A 21,523-nucleotide genomic window follows, 5' to 3' on the forward strand; every position below is an offset into this window, starting at 1 on the left:
TGGAGATACTCGGTGCCCACCATCGTCGTAGAAGTCATGCCGAAGGCAGAACTGCTTGACCCGCAGGGCAAGGCCGTGGCAAGCGCCCTCGCCCGCATCGGCAAGGACCGCTTCGCGGGCGTGCGCATCGGCAAACGCTTCGAGATCACCGTCGATGGACCGATCGACGACGCCGTCCGTGCCGATGTCGAGGCCATCGCCGCCGAGATCCTCTCGAACTCGGTGATCGAAGACGTCGTCGGCATCCACTACAGAGACGCCGGCGACCTGGCGGATGCCCTCGCGGCGGCGCACACCTCCGGCGGCTACGACGCACCGGCCGGGGAGACCCACTGATGCGTATCGGCGTCGTCACCTTTCCAGGATCCCTCGACGATCGTGACGCGCAGCGCGCGATCCGCCTCGCCGGCGCCGAGCCTGTCGCCCTCTGGCACGGCGACCACGAACTGCAAGACGTCGATGCGCTCGTTCTTCCCGGAGGCTTCAGCTATGGCGACTACCTGCGCTGCGGCGCGATCGCGAGCCTCTCGCCCATCATGACCGAGGTCATCGACGCGGCCCGCGGTGGGATGCCCGTGCTCGGCATCTGCAACGGCTTCCAGATGCTCGCCGAGGCGCGCCTCGTCGAGGGCGGACTCATCCGCAACGACCACGGCACCTTCATCTGCCGCGACCAAGGACTGCGTGTAGAGAACACCTCGACGGCCTGGACCTCGGGCTTCGAGCAGGGGCAGCAGATCACCATCCCGCTCAAGAACGGCGAGGGCGGTTTCATCGCCGATGCCGAGACGCTGGCCAGGCTCGAGGGCGAGGGTCAGGTGGTCTTCCGCTATACGGGCCTCAACCCGAACGGGTCCCTCAACGACATCGCGGGCATCAGCAACGCACGTGGCAACGTGGTCGGGCTGATGCCGCATCCCGAGCACGCGGTCGAGCCGGGCTTCGGACCCGACACGGAGCTCGCCATGCGCTCGGGCGTCGACGGCCTCACCTTCTTCACAAGCGTCATCCGCACCGCCCTCGTCGACGCCTGAGCCGCGCGCCTGGCCTATCCGCCCGAGTGTGTCCGTTTCCGACGAGGGTGGCCGGCACACCGGGGATTCTCGTCGGAAACGGACACACTCGGATGGATCGTCTGAACGGTGCCGCCGGAGCAGCTATCCAGGGCACCGGATCGACGACGTCGGGTTCCGGATCACCCCGGGGTTAGCTGCGAGCCCGCGGCTTTGGCCCCGCTGCATGCGGGGCCAAAGCCGCGGATCTCCAGCGAGTGCTCAGGCCGCGCGGAGCGCCGCCCCCAACCCGGCGTCGACATTCGTCCAGTAGCCGAAGAAGCGCTCACGCACGCCGTCGTCGGTGATCTGCATGCACTGACCGGTGAGCGTCTCGAGCAGTCGGGCCTTCGCAGCGTCGTCGAACACATGCCGGTAGAGTGCGCCCGCCTGCCCGAAGTCGTCGTCCTCGGAGTGGAGCGTGGCGGCGGCGCGAACGAGTTCGCCGTCGCTCTCCCAACCGACCTCGCTAGCGCGGCGCGAATCGGCGACGGGGCCTCCGAAGGAGTTCGGCGCGTAGACGGGAACGCTCGGCGGATTGAAGGTGTGCCTCTGGGCGCCGTCTTTGGCATAGCTGTGCACGGGGGCCGCATGAGGGGCGTTGACCGGCAGCAGGTTGTAGTTGGTGCCGACACGGTAACGCTGGGCGTCGGGATAGGCGAAGACTCGTGCCATCAGCATCTTGTCGGGACTCAGGCCGATGCCCGGAACGAGGTTGCCGGGGGAGAAGGCGGCCTGCTCGATCTCCGAGAAGAAGTTCTCGGGGTTGCGGTCAAGGGTGAGCCGGCCCACCTCGATGAGCGGATAGTCGCTGTGCGGCCAGATCTTCGTGACATCGAAGGGATTGAAGCGGTAGCTCTTGGCGTCCTCGTACCGCATCACCTGCACAGACAGCGTCCAGCTGGGGAAATCGCCGCGCTCGATCGCCTCATAGAGGTCTCGACGATAGAAGTCGGCGTCTACGCCCGCGATCACGACCGCCTCATCGCCGCTGAGATGCGGTTCCTGCTCCGGCCGGAAGTGCGTCTGCACCCAGAATCGCTCGCCGGCCGCATTGACCCACTGGAAGGTGTGCGAGCTGTACCCCGGCATCTGCCGCCAGGATGCGGGAAGGCCGCGGTCGCCCATGAGATAGGTGACCTGGTGTGACGACTCCGGAGAGAGCGTCCAGAAGTCCCACTGCGCGGTCACGTCGCGCAGACCGGAGCCGGGGTGGCGCTTCTGAGAGCGGATGAAATCGGGAAACTTGATGCCATCGCGCACGAAGAAGACGGGGGTGTTGTTGCCGACGATGTCGTAGTTGCCCTCCTCGGTGTAGAAACGCACTGAGAAACCGCGCACGTCGCGCCAGGTGTCGGGCGAGCCCTGCTCGCCTGCGACACTCGAGAAGCGCATGAGGGTCTCACAGCTCGCGCCGGGCTGGAACACGGCCGCTTGCGTGTATGCGGTGACGTCGCCGGTGACCTCGAAGCGCCCAAAGGCGCCCCCGCCCTTGGCGTGCACGATCCGTTCAGGAACGCGCTCGCGGTTGAACTGGGCGAGTTTCTCGACGAGGTACTGGTCATGCAGCACCGTGGAGCCGTCGGCCCCGACGGTGAGGGAGCGTTCGTCGCTTGCGACGGGCATCCCGGACTGAGTGGTGGTGTGGTCGCTCATTGCTGCCTTTCTGTGCTTCGACTGAGACCGCCCGGCGGGCGATCCGGATGCTGAGGCATCTCGCCCGGACGAACTCCCTGCCTGGCGCGGTCGCGCTGCGGCGCGGAGACGGGATCGTCCGGATGACCTGTCGGTTCAGGAGGCGATGTGTCGACTCGCGAGCTGTTCGCGGGCCGAGCGGCGAATCCCCTGGCCAGCCGCTGCCGGTCGAGTTCGCCCCCTGCGTCGTTCGGAGAACCGTACGCGCCATCCCGATCGTGTGAAGTCATGACTACTACGCTACGTGGTGTTTTGAATTATTCAAGAGAAATAAGATGGTGAGGCAGCGGGTTGTCTGCGCCGGGCGGCGCGAAGACCGCACACACGCAGCGGCGGGTTCGCTCAGGCACAATCAGAGCAGGCGCAGTCTGATCATGCGCAATCGGAGCAGACGCCCCAGAAGGTGACCTCGGCGGTCTCGACAGAGAAGCCATGCGCCTCACCCGGCGTCAGGCACGGCTCTGCGCCGACCATGCACGGCACGTCGACGACCCGGCGGCAGACGCGGCAGACGAGGTGGTGATGATTGTCGCCGAGACTCAGCTCGTAGAGTGCGGGCGAGCCGGCCGGCTCGACCCGGCGGGCGATCCCGTTCTCGACGAGAACGGCGAGCACGTTGTAGACCGCCTGGAGCGAGGTGCCGGGAAGTCGCTGGACAACCCGCTGGAACACCACCTCAGCGCTCAGGTGACCGCCGCCGGAGAGCAACTCGACGACGGCGACCCGCAACGCGGTGACCCGCAACCCGACCGATCGCAGGCGGGGCACGGGAGAGGGGGAGCTTGTGCCCATCCCACCAGATTAACAACAGTTGCGAGCCCCTCACAACGAATCGGCTCACCGACGCCTCGAACCACCCCTCACAGCGGGCGCTCCAACTCGTACCACGTCAGCACGCTTGCCCTTCGAGCCCGCCCGCATCCGCTCGGCACGTTCCCTACGGCAGAAGCGGGATCACAACCCAGCTCTCGCGCAGGGTCTCGTGCACGGTCCAGGTTCCCTCCCAACCCTCCGGCGTAATGAAGAGCGAACCCGTCGAGATCTCGAAGCCGCGACCATCGGGCTCCACGATGGTGGCCGAACCCGCGACGATCTGGCACATCTTGTGGTAACCGACCCGGGTGCTCGTGAAGGTGCCCGGCGTCACCTCCCAGACGCCGCCCCCGTCCGACGACGACAATCCTTGGCCTCTTCGATGACATGAATTCTTTCTTGAAAGCACGTGCAACAATACCCACCAGGGGTATTATGTTCAAGAGAACTTGAATACCCTACCCCCGTATTAGATTAGGGAAAAGATCATGACAACGACGACCGCCTACCACGTGACCGGAATGACCTGCGGACACTGTGAGATGTCCATCCGCGAAGAGGTCGCCCAGATCGCCGGTGTTCAGAGCGTTGACGTCTCTCACGCAAGCGGAGCGCTCATCGTCACGAGCGAGAGCGACCTCGACGACACGGCAGTGCCTGCCGCCGTTGAGGAGGCCGGCTACTCGGCGGTACGTGGCTGACATGAACGCGCTTCTGAAGCTCACGCTCTACACGGCGGGACTGGCCATCGTCTTCGTGGCCAGTTTCACCGCCGCCCACTTGCTCATCCCTGCTGAGTGGTCGGCGAGCTGGGAACTGCCGATGGACCACTCAAACATGAGCGGCGATTCCGCAGGCCATTGACCACCGTAGACTCAGGAGACCTTCAATGACGACGCCCCCAGCTCGGCCCCTCACACCGGGTGGTGCCATCGAGCTTGAGATCGGTGGCATGACGTGCGCATCGTGCGCAATGCGCATCGAGAAGAAGCTGAACAAGCTCGACGGCGTGCTCGCCACCGTCAACTACGCGACCGAGAAGGCGCGGGTCACGGTCCCCACCGGATTCGACCCGGTTGTGCTCATCGGCGAGATCGAGAAGACCGGCTACACGGCAAGCCTGCCTGCAGCACAGGGGTCGAAGCAAGCCGACTCCGAGGAGCGCCCAGACACCGAGCTCATCGCCCTCAGGCACCGCCTCATCGGCAGCGTCATTCTCTCGGCTCCCGTAATCGTGCTGGCGATGGTTCCCGCCTTCCAGTTCACGTACTGGCAGTGGCTGTCCCTCGCCCTCGCCGCGCCGGTGATCGTCTGGGCCGCATGGCCGTTTCACAAGGCCGCGTTCGCCAACCTCCGTCACGGAGCCGCGACCATGGACACCCTCATCTCGGTTGGAACCCTTGCCGCATTGCTGTGGTCCCTCTATGCGCTCTTCTTGGGCACAGCCGGGATGCCTGGTATGACGCACGCCTTCGAGCTCTCAATCGCACCAAGCGATGGCGCCGCCAACATCTACCTCGAGGTGGCCGCTGGTGTCACGATGTTCGTGCTCGCAGGTCGCTACTTTGAGAAGCAGTCCAAACGACAGGCCGGCGCCGCGCTTCGCGCCCTGTTAGAGCTCGGCGCCAAGGATGTCGCCGTCATCCGGGACGGCGTGGAAACCCGTGTCCTCATTGAAGACCTGAAGGTCGGCGACGAGTTCGTGGTTCGCCCGGGCGAGAAGGTTGCCACCGACGGGATCATCGTCGACGGCCGCAGCGCCGTCGACGCCTCGATGCTCACCGGCGAATCCGTGCCTGTCGAGGTCTCAGAGGGCGACCCCATAGTCGGCGCCACGGTCAACTCCGGCGGACGGCTGCTGGTGCATGCCACTCGGGTGGGGTCTGACACCCGGCTTTCGCAGATGGCGAAGCTCGTTGAAGACGCGCAGTCGGGCAAGGCCGAGGTCCAGCGTCTCGCCGACCGTGTCTCCGGCGTGTTCGTTCCGATCGTCATAGCGATCGCCGTCGCCACCCTCGCCGCGTGGCTCGGAGGAGGCTTCCCCGTCGAAGCCGCCTTCACCGCGGCGGTGGCCGTGCTCATCATCGCGTGCCCGTGTGCGCTGGGGCTCGCCACGCCGACCGCCCTGCTTGTGGGAACCGGACGGGGCGCCCAGCTCGGAATTCTCATCAAGGGCCCGGAGGTGCTCGAGTCCACACGCAAGATCGACACCATCGTTCTCGACAAGACCGGCACCGTCACCACCGGCAAGATGACGCTGGTCGGGATCCATGTTCTAGGCGACATCGACGAGGGGCTCCTGCTTCGTATCGCGGGCGCCATCGAGGATGCCTCCGAGCATCCGATCGCCCAAGCAATAGCCAAGGGCGCCACCCAGCGCATCGGCTCGCTGCCGACCGTCGAGTCCTTTGTGAACATCGAAGGCAAGGGCGTACAGGGCGTCGTCGGTGGCCACCTCACTCTCGTCGGCAGGGAGACATTGCTGGCCGAATGGGCCGTCGCGATCGATCCGGAGCTCAGCGTGGCCAAGGCCGACGCCGAGTCGAAGGGGCAGACCGCGGTCATGGTCGCCTGGGATGGCGCCGCCCGCGGTGTGCTGGTCGTTGCAGACGCGATCAAGAGCACGAGCGCCGAAGCGATCGCTGAGTTGCGCAAGCTGGACCTCACCCCGGTGCTCCTCACCGGCGACAATGAGACCGTCGCCCGCGAAGTCGCCGCGCAGCTTGGGATCGATCAGGTCTTTGCCGAGGTCCTCCCCAAGCACAAGGTCGATGTGATCACCCGCCTGCAGGCAGAAGGCAAGGTCGTGGCGATGGTCGGCGACGGTGTCAACGACGCGGCGGCTCTCGCTCAGGCCGACCTCGGCCTGGCCATGGGAACGGGCACCGATGTCGCCATCGAAGCCGCAGACCTCACCCTCGTGCGCGGCGACCTTCGTTCCGCTGCGGATGCCATCCGCCTCGCTCGCCACACACTCGGAACCATCAAGACGAATCTGTTCTGGGCCTTCGCCTACAACGTCGCGGCAATCCCCCTCGCCGCGATCGGACTGCTGAACCCCATGCTCGCTGGTGCCGCGATGGCCTTCTCCAGTGTCTTCGTGGTCGGCAACAGCCTGCGGTTGCGATCCTTCCGCTCCCACGCTGACACCACCGGTGCCGCCTCGCAGAGCACTCCCGCTCCGCGCTCCCTCCAGAACGCATGACCGTCATGTTTTCACCGTTGAAGGAACACCCCTATGAGCGACAGCTGCTGTGGCCACCAGGCCGCCGACACCACCGACGCCGCGATGTCAGAGTCCGCGCACAACCTCCTCGCCACCGATGGCGCCGACGTGGCCGAATGCCCGGTCATGAAGGGGAGCATGGTGGACAAGGCAGAGGCGGAGGCCGCCGGTCTCGTACGCGAGTATGAGGGCAAGCAGTACTGGCTCTGCTGCGCCGGATGCGGTCCCCTCTTCGACGCCAATCCCGCGCAGTACGCCACGGCTTGAGGGTGCTGGCGGGATGACCCGGGTGGTCATCCCGCCTTACCGTGTGGGCGAAGCGTGAGCGAAGGCGACCCTCTCAGCGACACCAGAACCGGCCGATAGACTTGGGGGCGCAGGCATCCGTCAGCCGTGCCCTTGTACTGGGAGATCCACTCGTGACCGAAACCCCCGCCATGTCTATGACGTCAGCCCCGGGAACCCGTGGCGTCGCGGACACCGTCGAGAACGCCGCTGCGACCCCGGAGAGGGAGCAGCCCTACGCCGCGCTGGGCCTGAAGCCGGACGAGTACGCGAGGATCCGCGAGATCCTCGGCCGCCGCCCCACCTCGGGTGAGCTCGCCATGTACTCGGTCATGTGGAGCGAGCACTGCTCCTACAAGTCGTCGAAGATCTACCTGCGCCAGTTCGGCCAAAAGGTCTCCCCGGCCATGAAGAAGAACCTCATGGTGGGCATGGGAGAGAACGCCGGCGTCGTCGACGTCGGCGAGGGCTGGGCGGTCACGTTCAAGATCGAGAGCCACAACCACCCGAGCTACATCGAACCGTTCCAGGGCGCCGCGACCGGCGTCGGCGGCATCGTGCGCGACATCATCTCGATGGGCGCCCGCCCCGTCGCGATCATGGATGCCCTGCGCTTCGGCGCCATCGACAACGCAGACACCGCGCGCGTCGTGCACGGCGTCGTGAGCGGCATCAGCTTCTACGGCAACTGCCTCGGCCTGCCCAACATCGGCGGCGAGACCTACTTCGACTCGGTCTACCAGGCCAACCCGCTCGTCAACGCGCTCGCGGTCGGCGTACTGCGCCACGAAGATCTGCACCTGGCCAACGCCCGCGGCGTCGGCAACAAGGTCGTGCTGTTCGGCGCCCGCACCGGCGGCGACGGCATCGGCGGAGCATCCATTCTCGCCTCCGACTCGTTCGACGAGGGCGGGCCGACCAAGCGCCCAGCCGTGCAGGTCGGCGACCCCTTCGCCGAGAAGGTGCTCATCGAGTGCTGCCTCGAGCTCTACGGAGGAGAGCTCGTCGAGGGCATCCAGGACCTCGGCGCGGCCGGCATCTCGTGCGCGACCTCCGAGCTCGCCTCCAACGGCGACGGCGGCATGCACATCGAGCTCGGGCGCGTGCTGCTGCGCGACCCCTCCCTCACCGCTGAGGAGATCCTCATGTCGGAGAGCCAGGAGCGCATGATGGCGATCGTCACGCCCGAGAAGCTCCCGGGGTTCCTGGCCGTGACCGAGAAGTGGGATGTCGAGACATCCGTGCTCGGCGAGGTGACAGACTCCGGCCGCCTCGTCATCGACTGGCACGGCGAGGAGATCGTCAACGTCGACCCGCGCACCGTCGCGATCGATGGGCCCGTCTACGAGCGCCCCGTCGCCTACCCAAGTTGGATCGACGCGCTGCAGGCCGACTCCGCCGCGGCGCTGCCCCGTGCGACCGCACCGGATGCGCTGCGTGCCGAGATGCTGCGGCTGCTCGGCAGTGCGAACCTCGCCGACAAGGGCTGGGTCACCGGCCAGTACGACCATTACGTGCTCGGCAACACCGCGCTCTCCTTCCCCGACGACGGCGGCATGGTGCGCGTCGACGAGGAGTCCGGACTCGGCTTCGCCGTCGCGACCGACGCCAACGGCCGCTATTGCCAGCTCGACCCGAAGCAGGGTGCGCGGCTCGCCCTCGCCGAGGCGTATCGCAACGTCGCCAGCACCGGCGCCGTGCCCGTCGCCGTCTCGGACTGCCTCAACTTCGGCTCGCCGGAGAACCCCGAGGTCATGTGGCAGTTCAAAGAGGCCGTAGAAGGCCTCGCAGACGGATGCCTGGAGCTCGAGATCCCCGTCACCGGCGGCAACGTCTCCTTCTACAACCAGACCGGCGACGTGCCGATCCACCCGACCCCCGTCGTCGCCGTGCTCGGCGTGATCGACGACGTCGCTCGCCGAGTGCCCTCCGGCTGGCAGGACGACGGCCACAACATCTACCTGCTCGGCGCCACCGCGCTCGAGCTCGACGGATCGGCGTGGGCCGGCGTCGTGCACGGCCATCTCGGCGGTCGCCCGCCGGCCGTCGATCTCGCGGCCGAGGCGCGTCTCGCAGGGCTGCTGCATGCGGCATCCGTCGAAGGCCTCATCGACAGCGCCCATGACCTCGCTGACGGCGGCCTCGCCCAGGCGCTCGGTGAATCGGTGCTGCGTTTCGGCGTCGGCGCGCGCGTCTGGCTCGGCGAAGTGTGCGAGCGAGACGGCATCGACGTGTCGACCGCGCTGTTCTCGGAGTCGACTGGTCGCGTCATCGTCTCGGTGCCGCGCGAAGACGACGTGAAGTTTCGCGGTCTGTGCGAGGGACGCGACTACCCCGTGCTGCGCATCGGCGTGACGGACGCCGCCGCCGCTTGCCTCGACGTGCAGGAGCTGTTCTCCATTCCGATCGCCGAGCTGCGCGACACGCATCGCGGCACGCTCGCCGAGCACTTCGGGGCGATCGGCGGGTCCTAGGCGGCGAAGGAGCAGGACGTGCACGTCTCCTAAGCCATGGTGACGAGCGTCCAGAGCCGGCCCGGCGATTCGTGGATGGCGACGAGCGTGCGGGCGAGGCATTCATCGAAGTGCCCGGTCAGCCGGGAGGGCGGCGCAAGCTCCTCGGCGTGGTCGAGCATCCAGCGAAGAGCTGCACGAGAACGACCTCGAAGAGACGATCGGCCAGCACTCGTTTGCCGCCCGCCTATCGATCCCGACCCTCCTCACCACCCCCAACCCCTCCCCAACTACTCGATGTACTTGCCGGTGGTGAGATAGTCGACGGCGGCAGCAGCCTTGTCGCTCGAGTTCAACGATCCGTGGTTTCCGTCGTCGAGCGTGAAGAGCCGCCCTCCGACGGTCTCCTGAGCGTGCCGCGCCCACGCGGCCGGTGTCGTCGTCTCGGTGCGATGCGCGACCAGCTGAAGCGAACCGTCGATCCGCTTCGCCTCGACCGGCTTGGCCGTGCCCTGCCAGCCCATGCACATCGTCACGCCGGGGATGTCAGCGCTCACCGGGTGACGTGGACGCATTGTCCCCGTCGTCGGATACTCGGCTGCGCGCCGCTGGAAGTCGGCCCACTGCTGCGTGAAGTCGGTGGCGTCGGTCGTGCCATTGCAGGTGTAAGCCGTCCGGGTGAACCGCGAGAGGGTAAGGTATCCCGGGATCGCCTGGCCGTCGCCGGCCGACTCCGGCGGCATCGGGAACTCCGCCGCGGTCGCCACCAGGTCGTCGAACGCCAGCCGCATGTTGCCACGAATGTCGACGACACTGTCGAGCAGCATCCGGTCGACTCGCTCGGGGAAAGCCGAACGATACGCGATGCCGAGCTCGGTGCCCCAGGATGCGCCGTAGTAGCTGATCTTCTGCAGTCCGAGCGCCTCACGCACCCGATCGAGGTCACGTGCCGCATTCGCCGTCGTGAGGTTGGCGAAGAACTCGGGATCGGTCTCGACGCAGCTCGCGGTGGCTTTCGCGAGCTCACCGGCGTAGATGCTCGCAGAAGACTCGGTGACAGGCTTCTCGGCCGGCGCTTCCACCTTGTCGACCGCGTCGCAGGAGCGCGCCTCCTTACCCGTGCCGCGCACGTCCATGCCGACGATCGTCCGCGTCTTGTTCAGCGACGCCATCCTCGAATACAGCAGAGCGATCGGCATCGTGCGCCCCTCCAGCCCCGGCCCGCCCGGGTTCGTGACGACCACGCCCGCCTCCGTGTCGGTCGCCGGAAGCCGGGTCAGCTGGATGCCGAGCTTGCGTCCGTCTGGCTTGCCGTAGTCGACCGGAACCTCTATCGAGGCACACTCCAGCCTCTCCCGGTCTTCCACTAGCGTCGAGGGTTGCTCGGGCAGCTCATACGCCTCCGTGACCTCCTTCAGGAAGGTGGCACAACTGCCCCACTCGACCCCGCCCGCCCGCGAAGAAGCGGACGACGCGGACACGGCGGAACAAGCGGTCAAGGTCATGGCAGCCGTCACGGTGACGGCGATGGCTGTCGGAAGGATTGCACGTTTCATGCTTTCAGCCTCACAGGACGGAGGCGGAGCGCGCATCGGTCGCGAGGATGAGGGAGGGGGAGCATATGTCGGTCGCGAGGACGATAGAGGATCGGAGCCGAGGCCACAGTGATCGGATGGCTCGTTCGCTCAGTGCTCGTTCGCTCAGTGCTCGGTTCACGGCGCAAGCGCGGCGCAGAGAATCAGCTCGATCTCGGTGATGCTGCTGGCGGTCAGCGACCGCCGCTCGCGCCGAGGGCATCCAGCATAGAAGGCATCCAGCATATGAGTACCGCCCTTTCGCGGTTCTGTCCCTACTGAAGCCTGTCCCTGCTGAAGGGGGAACACTCCGACTGGGCCGGACGAGGTGCCGCGCGTGGGATCATCCCCACATGAAATGGGGAGCACTTGTCGCCCCGTTGGCCTTCGCACCGGTCGTTTGCGTCATCCCCGCGTGAGCGGGGAGCACTTCCTTGCGAAACCAGTAGCTCGCGTCTTACGTTGGGCGCATGAGACACCTGATTGCCGCCGTTGCCATCGTCGGTCTATTGTCCGGATGCGCGTTCCCACAACCACCTGACGATGATACGGACGAGTCGCCGCCACCTACTAAGACCACCGAGCCCGACCAGCGGTCCATCGGGTCCGAGTTCGTCGGCAGCGGATCCTTCGTTTCGGGCGTCGACATCCAGCCAGGTGTGTAGTCGAAGCCGAACGGCCTGACGGTGAATCGCATCACCGGAGCCGTCACTCCCATTGACAAAATGGATGCGCCGCTGCCTGGGGCACCGCAGTCAAGTCATTAAGTCTACGCAGTTGGATCTTTTGCGGCTCGTCGGCTACAAGCCCAGAGACAACTACAAGCCCAGAGACAACTACAAACACAGAAACAACTACAAACACAGAGACAAGCAGGTAGTTCGCCCTCTTGCTTTCATCCGCGAACACAGATCTCATGCGGTTCGACGCCCCGAACAATGAACAATCAAGCTCCGGAAGCAGCCGTAGCATTGTTAGGCATCCTGTCTTGTTTCTGCGCCGCGGCGCAGGTGATCCATTGTGTGCTAGTGGGATGCGGTGCTCCCTGCCTACGCGGGGTTCTGAGAGTTGAAACTGCCCCATGGAGTAAGTCAATTCTGCAGGCGCGTTGGAGGTCAAGCCAATAATCCAAGTTGTGAGCTTGTGGGATAATGTAAGGGCGAACTTGAGCTAGCCGTCGCACATCATCTCTGCTACCGTGAACGCATCACCCCCCGTCTAAAGGCCAGGATGCCAGTGACCACAGACAGCGTCATACCTCCCTTACAGGGGGGAGCACCCTCGTTGAGCGAGGCAGCGCTGAGCGCGTGGGCGAAAAGCAAGTCCGACGATGAGAGGCATGTCGAGGTCGTCGCGTGGCTTCCGCTCTACCAGCATCTGGACGACACTGCGGCCGTGGCGGGAAGACTCTGGAACGAGTGGGTGCCGAACGCCCTCAAGCACGTGGTCGGGCGCGCGATCGATGGAGACGACTCCGCCGCGCGAGCACTCTTCGCATGGCTCGCAGCCATCCACGATGTCGGCAAGGTCTCTCCCGCTTTCGCGGTGCAGGTGCCGAAACTCGCGCGCGATATGGTGCGTAGCGGTTTCGATCTCGATCATACGCTCGCCGGGAGCGACGAACGACGCACGGCCCGGCACGAGATCGTCAGCCATATAGCGGCCCGAGACTGGCTCGTCGACCGTTTCAGTACCAAGAAGCACGTGGCCAACCCGTACGCGAGCGTGCTTGCGGCCCATCACGGCCTCGCGACGAGCGACACGCATCTCAAGGCCACGCAGTCCAAACCCTGGCTCGTGGGCGACGGGCTCTGGGAATCCGTGCGAAGGGAATACCTCGACAGAGCTTGGCGCCTGCACGGCACACCGGCACTCGCCAAGCATCTGCGGTTCACCGAGATTCCCCTCCACTGCCAGGTGATCCTGAGTGGCCTTGTGATCGTGGCCGACTGGATCGCAAGCAACGACGAGCTCTTTCCCCTCTCACCGTTGGACGAGCATCCTGGCACTTCGACTGCGAGCCGGCTGGAGGCGGCATGGTCGAGACTCGATCTGCCCGGCCCGTGGGTACCGGAGCCCCCACCGCGCGCTGCGAATGAACTCTTCGCAGCGCGTTTCGCACTCCCCGCGGGTGCACGCGTGCGCCCCGTTCAACGAGACGTGGCTGCGGCGGCATGGGAGATGGAGTCGCCGTCGCTTCTCATCGTCGAGGCCGAGATGGGTGCTGGCAAGACCGAGGCAGCTCTCGCGGCCGCCGAGATCCTCGCCGCACGCTTCAAGCTTGGAGGCGTCTTCATAGGCTTGCCGACGCAGGCGACCTCCGACGGCATGTTCGCTCGCATCATGAAATGGACCCAGCAGCTGGGATTCGATCGGCCGCAGAGTATCTATCTGGCCCACGGCAAGAATGCGCTCAACCAGGAGTTCGCAAGACTCAGTCGAGAAGGCCGCCACTTCCACTTTCTCTCGGGCGAGCAGGACTCAGCCGGAACCGGTAAGAGGTCGAATTCGAGCGACCTCATATCGGCTGAGAGCGCAGTCGCGCACCATTGGTTCTCCAGTCCAAAACGCGGCCCGCTCTCGAGCTTCGTGATCGGAACGATCGACCAGGCGCTCTTCGCCGGATTGCGCAGCCGACACCTGATGCTGCGCCACCTCTCACTTGCGGGAAAAGTGGTCGTCATCGACGAAGTCCATGCCTATAGCGCCTACATGGGCCGCTACCTTGACCGAGTTCTACATTGGCTGGCGGCCTACGAGGTGCCTGTCGTCATGCTCTCAGCCACTCTCCCCACGGCCCGCCGCGCCGAGTTGGTTGCCGCCTACCAGAGCGGTAAAAAGGCCGCGGGCGGCTATTCCCGCCGACGGAACTCAGATCCGGAGCGTGACATGACGTCGAGCGGATACCCAGCAGTCACGCTCTCGCTGGGCGCTGACGGCACCCGCACCACGGTGTCGGAACCGAGCGGCGAGAGCAGAGTGGTCGTCATCGACCGTCTCGACGACTCACTCGATATTCTCGGCCACGCCCTGCGCGACGCGCTCAGAGACGGTGGCTGCGCTGCAGTGATCCGCAATACCGTCGGGCGTGCTCAAGACACAGCGAAACACCTCGCGGCTGAGTTCGCAGATAGCGATACTGAGATACTGCTCGCCCACTCGCGCTTTCTGGCGCTCGACCGCGCGGCCAAGGATGCCCGCCTCTTGAACCTCTTCGGCCCGCCTGGGCGGGCGAACCGACCGCGGCGCTTCGTCGTCGTCGCCACCCAGGTGATCGAACAATCGTTGGACATCGACTTCGATCTCATGGTCAGCGACCTCGCTCCCGTCGATCTGCTGCTGCAGCGCGCCGGCCGACTGCATCGGCATCGACGCGGTCCCGGGGAGAGCAACCGCCCGGTGCCGGCGCGCACCGCCCGGCTCATTCTCACTGGAGTCGACTGGGCGCAGACGCCGCCCGAGCCCGTCAGAGGCTCGATGGCGGTCTACAGTCCGTACGTGCTCTATCGCACACTCGCGGCGATCGGCGAGGTGACCAAGCTTTCGCTCCCCGACGACATCCCTCGGCTGGTGCAGGCAGTGTACGGCGAGGAGCAGCTCGGACCGGCTGAGTGGCAAGATGTGATCGCGAACGCCCATGACACCCACGAACGGGTAGAAGACAAGAAGCGCAACGATGCCGGCGCATTCCTGCTCGGCCCCGTGCCGAAACCCGGCAATGACGCGAGCATGATCGGCTGGGTGCATGCGCACGCCGACGACCCTGCCTCAGAGCAGCGCGGGCGTGCCTCGGTTCGAGACGGCGAAGACACCGTAGAAGTGCTCGTCCTGCAACGCGACGAGAACGGCGTGCTTCGAACCCCAACATGGCTGGCGAACAACAAGGATCTCGAGGTGCCGCAGGACGCGCCGCCTCCCCAATGGCTCGCAGAGACGATCCTGGGATGCGCCATCCGCCTGCCCGCCAGAATGTCACGTCCATGGCTGATCGACGGTCTCATCACCGAACTCGAGAACAGTCCGCACAGACCTGCCGCCTGGAACTCCAGCTACGCCCTCAGACGGGAGCTCCTCGTCGTGCTCGACCAGGACGGCAACGCCCGGCTGTCACACCACGCCCTTCACTACAACCCCGAAACCGGATTGGAGGCGATCCCCGATGACAATGACTCCAGAGCGCACTACGAATTTCAATCTCCTCGATGAACCATGGATCACCGTGCTCTATCGCGACGGCAGAGAACACGATGTCTCGCTACTCGAAGCCTTTCGACAAGCCGACGACATTCGCGAGATCACCGGAGAGATCGCCACGCAGAGCTTCGCCCTCACCCGCCTGCTGCTCGCGATCCTCTACCGCGCCCTCGACGAGGACCTCAGCTCGGCAAGCTGGGAGCGGATGTGGAACGAAGGGTTGCCCGCCGGTGTGGTGGAGCGTTACTTGACGCCATGTCGCGAGCGGTTCGACCTTCTCCATCCGACGCGTCCTTTCTTTCAGGTCGCCGATCTGCATACAAAGAAAGGCGAGCTGAAAGATGTCACCCAGCTCATCTTCGATCTGCCGAGCAACAGTCGGCTCTTCACGAACCGGGCCGGAGATGGTATCGATCGGCTGAGCTTTGCCGAAGCCGCCCGCTGGCTCGTGAATGCGCAGGCCTTCGACGCGAGCGGCATCAAGTCGGGGGCGGTCGGTGACGAACGTGTCAAGGGAGGAAAGGGTTATCCACTCGGGATCGCCTGGTCCGGCCACCTGGGCGGGCTCGTGCTCGAGGGCGCCTCTCTGCGAGAGACCCTGCTGCTCAATCTGGTCGGTGCCGGAAGCTATCTCGAGCCGGAAGCGGATCGAGACGTCGCACCCTGGGAACGAGCTGAGGCCGACACCTCCTCGGGGCGCCGCGACGCACTTCCCCACGGGCCGGTGAGCCTCTATACCTGGCAGAGCAGACGTATCCGTCTCGTCTCCGATGGAGACGGCATCGTAGAGACCCTGCTGAGCTATGGCGACCCTCTCACGCCGCAGAGCATGCAACTCAAGGAGCCGATGACGGCCTGGCGTTTCAGCGATCCCCAAAGCAAGAAAGCGGGACACACGGTCTACATGCCTCGGGAGCATCAGCCTGCACGTGCCTTATGGCGCGGCATCTCTGCGCTCCTTCCGCGCACGACGTTCGTAACGACGGGCAAGACCGCCGACAGGTTTCTTCCGCCCACCTCAGTTCAGTGGGTCTCCCAGCTCGTCAACAACGAGCGACTCCCCCGCGACTTCGGGGTGCAGATACGGGCCATCGGAGTCATCTACGGCAGCAACAACTCGGTGATCGACGAGGTGATCGACGACCGCATGCTCGTCCCCTTAGCCGTGCTGAACAGCGAGCAGCCTCAGCTGGGGCAGTGTGCGGAACGTGCGGTCTCTCTGGCCGACGAGGGGGTGCGTGCGCTCAAGAATCTCGCGGGCAACCTGGAGAAGGCCGCGGGTGGTGCGGCCGACGCGGCCAGGTCATCCGCCGAGACGGCGGCCTATGCAGGCCTCGACGTCCCCTACCGCCGCTGGCTGGCCGAGCTCTCGACAGCGACCGACCCGACGCATGCACTGGAGGAATGGAAGTCCATCGCACGCGGAATCCTGCTCGCGCTTGGCGGCGCCCTGCTCGCCAATGCCAAGCCGGCTGCCTGGGCCGGGCGCGACGTGTCAGGCCTAGGCGGTCACACGGAACTGATCACCAGCTCGCGCGCCGACAACTGGTTCCAGCGCGACATCCACGCGGCATTCGACCTCACCACACGGAAGGAAACGGCATGACGAGCGAACACAGGGAGACCCTCTACCCGGACGTCGGCACGCACGTCGGCACGATCATTCGCCGGCTGCAGTCGGGATACGTCGATCGTGACGCCTCATCGGATGTCGCGCGTTTGGCGCTGCTGCGACGCGGCGTCGGAAAAGCTCCTGGCGACGACGTGCGGCTCATCGAGTACACCACGGCCGGACTTTACCCCGACGATCTCCGGCTGCCGGATGCACCGACAGACGCGGAGCGAGCCGTCTACGCCGCTCTCACCCTCTTCGCCGTGCATCAGCAGTCGCAGCGCGAGGGCAGGATGCACCGGACCGGCTATTCCTTCGGCCGCTCGGCCCGCCTCCTGGCCAAACACACGAGCGAGGAGGCGGTGCGGCGGCGTTTCACCGCGCTCGCGACGGCGTCAGGCTGGGATGAACTCACACGCCATGCGCGAGGGCTCGTCCAGCAATTCCGGGCGCACTCGGTCCCCCTCGACTACGAGCGCTTCGCCCGCGATCTGCTCCATTTGCAGCAGCCGCGCTTCGCCGCGGCGGTGCGCAATTCATGGGGGCGCGACTTCTACCGACTTCGCTGGGTCGAAGACGATGCCGACGACACCTCCCTTCAGGACTCCGACGGCGATGCCGTCCTGAGCCCGACGAACTGACCCACGGACCCGCACACCTTTTTACGACAGGAGCAATCTCATGAACCGCACCATCATCGATGTCAGCATCCTCCACACCGTTCCACCGAGCAACCTCAACCGGGACGACACCGGGAGTCCGAAAACCGCTCTCTTCGGCGGCGTGCAGCGCGCACGCGTCTCAAGCCAGGCGTGGAAGCGCGCCACGCGACTCGCGTTCAACCAGCGCCTCGCTGTGAGCGAGTTGGGAGTGCGCACGAAACGCGTTGTAGAGCTTCTCGGCGAGAGAATCGTCGCCGCGGATGCCTCGATCAAGGCCGAACGCGCTCAGGAACTCGCCACCGAAGCCTTCAAGGCCGCCGGCTTCAAGCTGACGGCGCCCCGCAAGTCGACCAAGGAGAATCCGCTCCCCGAGGAGACCGGGTACCTGGTGTTCCTCAGCAACCGCCAGCTCGACCATCTCGCCGAAGCAGCAGTGACCGCGAACTCGAGCGATGACGCGATCGCGTCCCTCAAGTCGGCGGAACTCAAGAAAGCACTTAACACCGAGCACTCGGTAGACATCTCGCTTTTCGGTCGCATGGTCGCCGAGATGAGCGACCTCAATGTGGATGCCTCCGTTCAGGTCGCTCATGCGATCGGCGTTCACAAAGTGGAGAGCGAATTCGACTACTTCACGGCGATCGACGATCACAAGGCCGACGATAAAGAGAAAGAGGATGCCGGCGCTGGCATGATCGGCACAGTCGAGTTCAATTCCTCCACGCTCTACCGCTACGCGACGATCGACGCGAATGCTCTGTTCGTCAACCTCGGCAATACCGAGGTGACCCGCCGAGCCGTGGAGGCCTTCCTCTTTGCTTTCGTGACGAGCATGCCCACCGGTAAGCAGAACACCTTCGCCAATCGCACGCTTCCGGACGCCGTCGTGGTGAGCGTGCGCGACACGCAGCCCGTGAATCTTGTGGGCGCGTTCGAGGAGCCGGTCGAGACCGACCGCATCCGCAGCGCGGCACAGCGGCTCGTCGAGCACGTCAAGGACATCGATGGCAACTACGGCACCAAGCCCGTGAAGAGCTGGGTTGTATCGACGGGGAAAACGGACGCACTCAACGAACTCGGTGAGAAAGTCACCCTCGACGCTCTCGTGGCCAATCTGGGCGAGTTCGTGGCATCCCGACTTCCGGAGCAGCAGTGAGCACACTGCTCATCGAGCTCACCGGTCCCATGCAATCGTGGGGGTCCCGCAGCCGCTTCTCCACACGAGCCACCGAGATGGCACCGACGAAGAGCGGAGTGATCGGTCTCATCGCGGCCGCACTCGGCATGGATCGTAGTGAGGGTCTGGACGAGTTCGATGGGCTTCGCTTCGGCGTTCGCGTGGACCAGCCCGGTGCGGTCGAACGCGATTTTCACACCGCGGTCCCGCTTGACGGCGGTAAGGCTATGCCCATTTCGCAGCGCTACTACCTTGCCGATGCGGTCTTCCTCGCGGCGCTAGAAGGTCCGGAAGCGCAGCTGCGCGGTTTCGCAGAAGCGCTCGCTCGACCGGTGTATCCGCTCTATCTGGGGCGTCGCGCCTTTCCACCGGCAGGACCACTATGGGTGTCGCATCACCACGGCACGATCGAGGACGCCCTTCGTGAGACCCCCTGGCGAGCGCGGGAACGCTATCAACGCTCGGTGGCGGAGGCCACGCGCTCGATCGAGATCATCGTGGATGCCGCCCAGGGAGACGCTTCGACCGGACTACAGCGAGACGTTCCGCTAAGCTTCGACCCTCGACGGCGTGAGCACGGCTGGCGTAGCGTCCGTTCGTTCTACATCGACGTCGAGAACCCCCACCGGAAAGGTCGTCCCGTCGATCCCATCGATGACCCCCACGACCCCATCGGCCATCTCGAGAAAGGCGAATGATGTTTCTCACGCGCTTTCCCATAAACCCGCGTCGACGCGGGGCCGCGAAGCTCCTCTCCTCGCCTCACGCGATGCATGCTGCCGTGCTCGCGGGATTCCCGGAGCCCGAGTCCGGTTCGGAACGCGGACGGATTCTCTGGCGGCTCGACTCCGGTGGCCCACGTGCCGTGCTCTACATCTCGAGCCCGGACCAGCCCGACCTCGAGCATCTCAATGAACAGGCTGGCTGGCCAAGCCTCATCTCGTGGGAGTCCCGGCCGTACTCACAGTTTCTTGCACAGTTAGCAACGGGTCAGGAATGGGCGTTCCGACTCACGGCTAACCCCGTGCGCAACGTGCGCGTGCAAGCGGGACAACGAGGAAAACCACTCGGCCACGTCACCCCGTCGCAGCAACTCGGCTGGCTTCTCGAGCGTGAGAATGCCGCAGGTTTCGCCGTCATGAGGAACGCCGGCGGAGAAGCATCCGTTGGCGTCACGCGACGGGAAACACTGAATTTTCGGCGGGGAACAGCCGCTGTCACACTGCGAATCGCGACCTTCGACGGAATACTCACCGTCTCCGACCGGGAACGCTTCATACATACGCTGACCCATGGCCTAGGCCGCGCAAAGGGCTACGGATGCGGACTGCTCACGGTGGCACCGGTGCGTTGACATGCCAAACCGGGGAGCGCCACCACCGTCACTTCCAGAGCTTGTTCGCGCACAAGACAGGCTCTCCTTTCTTTACCTGGAACGATGTGTGATCCACCGGGAGAGCAACGCGATCACAGCACGCGATGAGCGCGGAACCGTGCACATTCCCGCCGCCTCGCTCGGCACCCTGCTTCTTGGGCCAGGTACTACAGTGAGCCAGCAGGCCATGGTGCTCCTCGCGGAAAGCGGATCCACCGCAGTATGGGTCGGCGAAGAGGGGGTGCGCTACTACGCGCACGGGCGAAGCCTCGCTCACAGTTCACGGCTTCTCGAAGCTCAGGCGAACCTCTTCGCCAATCAGAGTTCCCGGCTGCGTGTCGCACGTGAAATGTACGCAATGCGTTTTCCCGGGGAAGACACAAGTCGTTTGACGATGCAGCAGTTGCGCGGGCGTGAGGGAGCCAGAGTTCGGCGCGCCTATCGGGAGCACTCCGAACGAACAGGTATCCCGTGGGCTGGTCGCGACTACGACATCGACGTGTTCGAGGACAGCGACCCCGTGAACCAAGCGTTGTCGGCTGCGAACACAAGTCTCTATGGGGTCGTGCACTCCGTTGTCGTGGCGCTTGGCTGCTCACCTGGACTTGGTTTCGTCCACACCGGCCATGTTCGTTCGTTCGTCTATGATGTCGCAGATCTCTACAAGGCCGAACTCACGATCCCCCTCGCCTTCGACCTCGCAGCTCAGTCGGCGCTCGACATCGCGAGCGCCGCACGCCACTCGCTGCGCGATCATTTTCGCGGCGGGGCATTTTTGAATCGTTGTGTGCGAGACATCCAGCACCTGCTTTTACCAACAGAGAACCCTGACGATATCGACATGGGTCTGGGCGAGAATGTCGTGCAGCTTTGGGATGGCACCAGGAAGGCGGTTGCAGGTGGCACAGCCTATGGAGACGACGAGCCATGATGGTGCTCGTCCTCACCGCTTGTCCACCGGGCCTGCGCGGATACCTCACCCGGTGGTTGCTCGAGGTATCGGCAGGGGTCTTCGTGGGGCACGTGTCGAAGCGCGTGCGCGAACTTATGTGGGAGAAAACCATCATGATGGTGGGCGCAGGTCGCGCCATTCTCGTGATCTCTGCGCGCAATGAACAGCGACTCGAGTTTCGGGTGCATGGTCATCATTGGGAGCCCGTCGACTTCGACGGGATCACACTCATGATGAGGCCTGACGAAGACCGACAAAGCATCGGCGGACGCCGCAGCGGCTGGAGCAAAGCCTCGCAGATGCGCAAGCGAGGAATGGGCTTGTAGGGCTACAGAGGCACAGTTCGTCCTGAACCGTAGTACTAGGCGGCCTGGAAGTCCGGGACTCACGGCGAAGCAAGACAGGCGACCGGCCCCAAGGGATGCCCCAAGAACTCCGCCACGAAATCCTGGG

The 21,523-nt window shown here is 65.0% G+C and carries 20 protein-coding genes; 15 read left to right on the top strand and 5 right to left on the bottom strand.

Going from position 1 to position 21,523, the window contains the following annotated elements; translation table 11 throughout:
* The first annotated feature begins 12 nt into the window (after positions 1–12).
* Entirely contained in the window at positions 13–336 is a 324-nt protein-coding gene (gene purS, locus ACFQB0_RS08025; RefSeq protein ID WP_386729927.1) for a phosphoribosylformylglycinamidine synthase subunit PurS, read from the top strand.
* The gene (gene purQ, locus ACFQB0_RS08030; RefSeq protein WP_386729929.1) at positions 336–1,034 is read left to right on the top strand and encodes a phosphoribosylformylglycinamidine synthase subunit PurQ; all 699 of its coding nucleotides are present in this window, start codon (positions 336–338) and stop codon (positions 1,032–1,034) included. The genes purS and purQ overlap by 1 nt, the downstream gene beginning before the upstream one ends.
* A 240-nt stretch (positions 1,035–1,274) precedes the next feature.
* Here purQ and ACFQB0_RS08035 read toward each other — a convergent pair whose 3' ends face one another.
* From ACFQB0_RS08035 to ACFQB0_RS08045, 3 genes are all read right to left on the bottom strand, one after another.
* On the bottom strand, positions 1,275–2,708 hold the full coding sequence (locus ACFQB0_RS08035) for a catalase (RefSeq protein ID WP_386729932.1): 1,434 nt from the start codon (positions 2,706–2,708) through the stop codon (positions 1,275–1,277).
* 411 nt (positions 2,709–3,119) lie between these two features.
* Positions 3,120–3,539: a Fur family transcriptional regulator gene (locus tag ACFQB0_RS08040; protein WP_386729935.1), complete on the bottom strand. Its 420-nt coding sequence runs from the start codon at positions 3,537–3,539 to the stop codon at positions 3,120–3,122.
* 145 nt (positions 3,540–3,684) lie between these two features.
* On the bottom strand, positions 3,685–3,927 hold the full coding sequence (locus tag ACFQB0_RS08045) for a cupin domain-containing protein (RefSeq protein WP_386729937.1): 243 nt from the start codon (positions 3,925–3,927) through the stop codon (positions 3,685–3,687).
* Positions 3,928–4,048: 121 nt separating this feature from the next.
* On the opposite strand from ACFQB0_RS08045, the gene ACFQB0_RS08050 reads away from it, so the two are divergent.
* The 5 genes from ACFQB0_RS08050 to purL all read left to right on the top strand — a co-directional run bounded on the left by ACFQB0_RS08050 (position 4,049) and on the right by purL (position 9,545).
* Positions 4,049–4,261 (top strand): heavy-metal-associated domain-containing protein, encoded by a 213-nt coding sequence (locus ACFQB0_RS08050; protein WP_386729939.1) that lies wholly within the window; start codon positions 4,049–4,051, stop codon positions 4,259–4,261.
* The gene (locus tag ACFQB0_RS08055) at positions 4,254–4,424 is read left to right on the top strand and encodes a hypothetical protein (protein ID WP_386729942.1); all 171 of its coding nucleotides are present in this window, start codon (positions 4,254–4,256) and stop codon (positions 4,422–4,424) included. The genes ACFQB0_RS08050 and ACFQB0_RS08055 overlap by 8 nt, the downstream gene beginning before the upstream one ends.
* 25 nt (positions 4,425–4,449) lie before the next feature.
* On the top strand, positions 4,450–6,765 hold the full coding sequence (locus ACFQB0_RS08060; RefSeq protein WP_386729945.1) for a heavy metal translocating P-type ATPase: 2,316 nt from the start codon (positions 4,450–4,452) through the stop codon (positions 6,763–6,765).
* Positions 6,766–6,798: 33 nt separating this feature from the next.
* Positions 6,799–7,053, top strand: coding sequence for a hypothetical protein (locus ACFQB0_RS08065; RefSeq protein ID WP_386729947.1), 255 nt, complete (start codon positions 6,799–6,801; stop codon positions 7,051–7,053).
* A 176-nt stretch (positions 7,054–7,229) separates the two neighbouring features.
* Complete coding sequence (gene purL / locus ACFQB0_RS08070) at positions 7,230–9,545, top strand: phosphoribosylformylglycinamidine synthase subunit PurL (protein WP_386731508.1); 2,316 nt, start codon at positions 7,230–7,232, stop codon at positions 9,543–9,545.
* Between the two features lie 29 nt (positions 9,546–9,574).
* Here the strand turns inward: purL and ACFQB0_RS08075 are convergent, their stop codons facing one another.
* Both ACFQB0_RS08075 and ACFQB0_RS08080 read right to left on the bottom strand, forming a co-directional pair.
* Complete coding sequence (locus ACFQB0_RS08075) at positions 9,575–9,706, bottom strand: hypothetical protein (RefSeq protein WP_386729950.1); 132 nt, start codon at positions 9,704–9,706, stop codon at positions 9,575–9,577.
* 108 nt (positions 9,707–9,814) lie between these two features.
* Positions 9,815–11,080, bottom strand: a complete 1,266-nt coding sequence (locus tag ACFQB0_RS08080; RefSeq protein ID WP_386729953.1) for an alpha/beta fold hydrolase — start codon at positions 11,078–11,080, stop codon at positions 9,815–9,817.
* A 1,254-nt stretch (positions 11,081–12,334) separates the two neighbouring features.
* Between ACFQB0_RS08080 and cas3 the strand changes: the two genes are divergently transcribed.
* Genes cas3 through cas2e form a run of 8 tightly spaced genes read left to right on the top strand, consistent with a single transcriptional unit; the run spans position 12,335 to position 21,396 of the window.
* Complete coding sequence (gene cas3, locus ACFQB0_RS08085; RefSeq protein ID WP_386729956.1) at positions 12,335–15,304, top strand: CRISPR-associated helicase Cas3'; 2,970 nt, start codon at positions 12,335–12,337, stop codon at positions 15,302–15,304.
* Positions 15,258–16,898: a type I-E CRISPR-associated protein Cse1/CasA gene (gene casA, locus ACFQB0_RS08090; RefSeq protein ID WP_386729959.1), complete on the top strand. Its 1,641-nt coding sequence runs from the start codon at positions 15,258–15,260 to the stop codon at positions 16,896–16,898. The genes cas3 and casA overlap by 47 nt, the downstream gene beginning before the upstream one ends.
* Complete coding sequence (casB, locus tag ACFQB0_RS08095) at positions 16,895–17,545, top strand: type I-E CRISPR-associated protein Cse2/CasB (RefSeq protein ID WP_386729961.1); 651 nt, start codon at positions 16,895–16,897, stop codon at positions 17,543–17,545. Before casA ends, casB begins: the two co-directional genes overlap by 4 nt.
* Before the next feature lie 40 nt (positions 17,546–17,585).
* Entirely contained in the window at positions 17,586–18,722 is a 1,137-nt protein-coding gene (cas7e, locus tag ACFQB0_RS08100) for a type I-E CRISPR-associated protein Cas7/Cse4/CasC (RefSeq protein ID WP_386729963.1), read from the top strand.
* Positions 18,719–19,441 carry a type I-E CRISPR-associated protein Cas5/CasD gene (gene cas5e, locus ACFQB0_RS08105; RefSeq protein ID WP_386729966.1) on the top strand — a complete coding sequence of 241 codons (723 nt, stop codon included), beginning with the start codon at positions 18,719–18,721 and terminating at the stop codon, positions 19,439–19,441. The genes cas7e and cas5e overlap by 4 nt, the downstream gene beginning before the upstream one ends.
* The gene (gene cas6e / locus ACFQB0_RS08110; protein WP_386731511.1) at positions 19,441–20,097 is read left to right on the top strand and encodes a type I-E CRISPR-associated protein Cas6/Cse3/CasE; all 657 of its coding nucleotides are present in this window, start codon (positions 19,441–19,443) and stop codon (positions 20,095–20,097) included. Before cas5e ends, cas6e begins: the two co-directional genes overlap by 1 nt.
* 1 nt (position 20,098) lies before the next feature.
* Positions 20,099–21,049 carry a type I-E CRISPR-associated endonuclease Cas1e gene (cas1e, locus tag ACFQB0_RS08115; RefSeq protein WP_386729968.1) on the top strand — a complete coding sequence of 317 codons (951 nt, stop codon included), beginning with the start codon at positions 20,099–20,101 and terminating at the stop codon, positions 21,047–21,049.
* Positions 21,046–21,396 carry a type I-E CRISPR-associated endoribonuclease Cas2e gene (gene cas2e / locus ACFQB0_RS08120; RefSeq protein ID WP_386729970.1) on the top strand — a complete coding sequence of 117 codons (351 nt, stop codon included), beginning with the start codon at positions 21,046–21,048 and terminating at the stop codon, positions 21,394–21,396. The genes cas1e and cas2e overlap by 4 nt, the downstream gene beginning before the upstream one ends.
* Positions 21,397–21,523 lie beyond the last annotated feature (127 nt).

This window comes from Luethyella okanaganae, from assembly GCF_042660285.1.
Taxonomy (GTDB): domain Bacteria; phylum Actinomycetota; class Actinomycetes; order Actinomycetales; family Microbacteriaceae; genus Luethyella; species Luethyella okanaganae.